1 protein-coding gene and 1 pseudogene are annotated in these 1,781 nt (G+C 59.3%); both read right to left on the bottom strand.

Annotated features, from left to right (window positions below; translation table 11 throughout):
• Window positions 1-41 precede the first annotated feature (41 nt).
• Window positions 42-1,151, bottom strand: coding sequence for an IS30 family transposase (locus tag HMPREF3048_RS12460; RefSeq protein WP_371326154.1), 1,110 nt, complete (start codon window positions 1,149-1,151; stop codon window positions 42-44).
• An 81-nt stretch (window positions 1,152-1,232) separates the two neighbouring features.
• Window positions 1,233-1,454: pseudogene (locus tag HMPREF3048_RS12455) on the bottom strand (transposase); the annotation flags it as partial.
• Window positions 1,455-1,781 lie beyond the last annotated feature (327 nt).

Genomic DNA, 1,781 nt, shown 5'->3' with positions numbered 1-1,781 from the left:
ACGGAAACGTCACCACCAAAAGGTGTACAACCTTGGCGGGATCAAGCGGTTAATGCGCCACGTTTGAATAGTTGCTCGAGTATTTCACGTGGGGTTGCTCCGCCGAGGACTTGTCGTGGTGTGTCGTTGAGCTCGTTTTGCACCCAGGCGACGTGCTCGGGGGTTACTTCGGCGAAGTCGGTGCCTTTCTTGTAGAACCGGCGGCGGATCTCACCGTTGGTGTTTTCGTTGGTTGGCCGCTGCCACGGCGAGTGCGGGTCACAAAAGTACACCTCGCAACCGTCTTTGATGCGCACACGTGCGGTTTCAGCCATTTCCACGCCTTGGTCCCAGGTGATGGTCTTGAGCTGTTCGGCGTTGAGGTCTTTGACCATCTGCTGAATCGTTTCAATCACCGTCATCGATGTGTGTTCGGTGGGCAGATGGCCAAGCAGGGTGTAGCGGCTGGTGCGCTCTACCAGGGGAAACAGCGCGCTTTTACCACCTTTACCGATAACAAGATCGCCTTCCCAGTGTCCAGGGATTGCCCGGTCATCGGCTTCTGAGCTGCGCCGGGTGATTTCAGCGCCTTTGATCCATGGCTTACCGGTTGCCACACCGGCATTGCGGGGCCGGGCTTTTCGGCGCTTCCCGCCACGGATGAGCACATCTTGGGTCTTCATCACCGCTTCAAGCTCGGCGCGCAGACTGCCTTTGCCCTGGATGTACAAGGCACTGTAGATCGCTTCGTGGGAAATTCGCATGCTTTCATCATCGACGAAAGCGTGCTTAAGCCACACACTGATACGCCCGGGCGACCACCGGCGGGCAAGGCATGCCACCACCACAGCGCGAAGTGCCGGGCTGTTATCAAGCTTGCGCACCTTCGGCCGGCACGCACGCGTTTTAGCGCCCGCGTGGGCACGCCGAGCGTTGTAGAAGACCTTTCTTTCGCCGTCATCGTCGATGATTTCCCATCCGTTGCGGGCGATTTCCCGGCTGATCACGCTGTGGTGACGCCCCAGAAGTGTTGCGATCTGTCTGGCTGACAATCCCTGGCTGCACCCATGTTGGATCGTCAGGCGGTCTTCAAACGACAGTCGGATTCCGCGGCCGACTTTTACACGGTCCCGGGCGTGGTCGGCAGGGGTGTGGCCTGCCTGTGTTTTCATTGCTGCTGGCACGCCTACAACTCTGCTGTGCACAGGTGGTTTCACCGTGCAAGCCTCCGGCGTGTTGGCAGGCTGTGACGCATCACGGTTTACGCCCGCTTTCTCCTGGCGTGCTTGCCTCACCCAGCGATACACCGTGTTCACAGACCGGTCGAACGACGTCGCGACCTTTTCAACCGGTTCACCCGCTAGTACTCTCTCGACCGCGTCAGCTTTCTGCTGCGGGGTGATGCGGGGCTTTTGTTGCAGTTCGGTGAGCGCACCGACTCTCACCAACCGCCAGTACAACGCCCCTGGTGACATGTCTAACGTCGCGGCCACATCCGATATCGACATACCAGCAGTCACCAACGCTACCGCGTCGTCGATGCGCTGGTCGCGTTCACGCGCCAACGCCTTCTTCGGCGGGAGTGCGCCAGCTTGCTTGACCCATTTATAAACCGTGCCCTCAGCAACACCGGCATCCCGAGCAATCTCGCAGACATCATCGCCTGCAACAAGCCGCGCCACCGAAGCAGCCTTCACATCCTTCGGAGTCCAACGCCCAGCCACAACAACCTCCAAGTCGAGGTGGCGCATTCACCCACTGACAGCTCCCTTCACATCTGACGCCAGGTTGATTTCTGCCTG

Origin of the sequence: Corynebacterium sp. HMSC075D04 (assembly GCF_001815635.1) — a bacterium.
GTDB classification, from domain to species: Bacteria; Actinomycetota; Actinomycetes; order Mycobacteriales; family Mycobacteriaceae; genus Corynebacterium; species Corynebacterium coyleae.
The sequence above is the reverse complement of the archived record's forward strand: the minus strand, read 5'-3'. Positions and strand labels throughout refer to the sequence as shown.

Excerpts from the sequence above, each read along its gene's own strand:
- HMPREF3048_RS12460 (WP_371326154.1), bottom strand. The coding sequence starts at position 1,151 with ATGAAAACACAGGCAGGCCACACCCCTGCCGACCACGCCCGGGACCGT.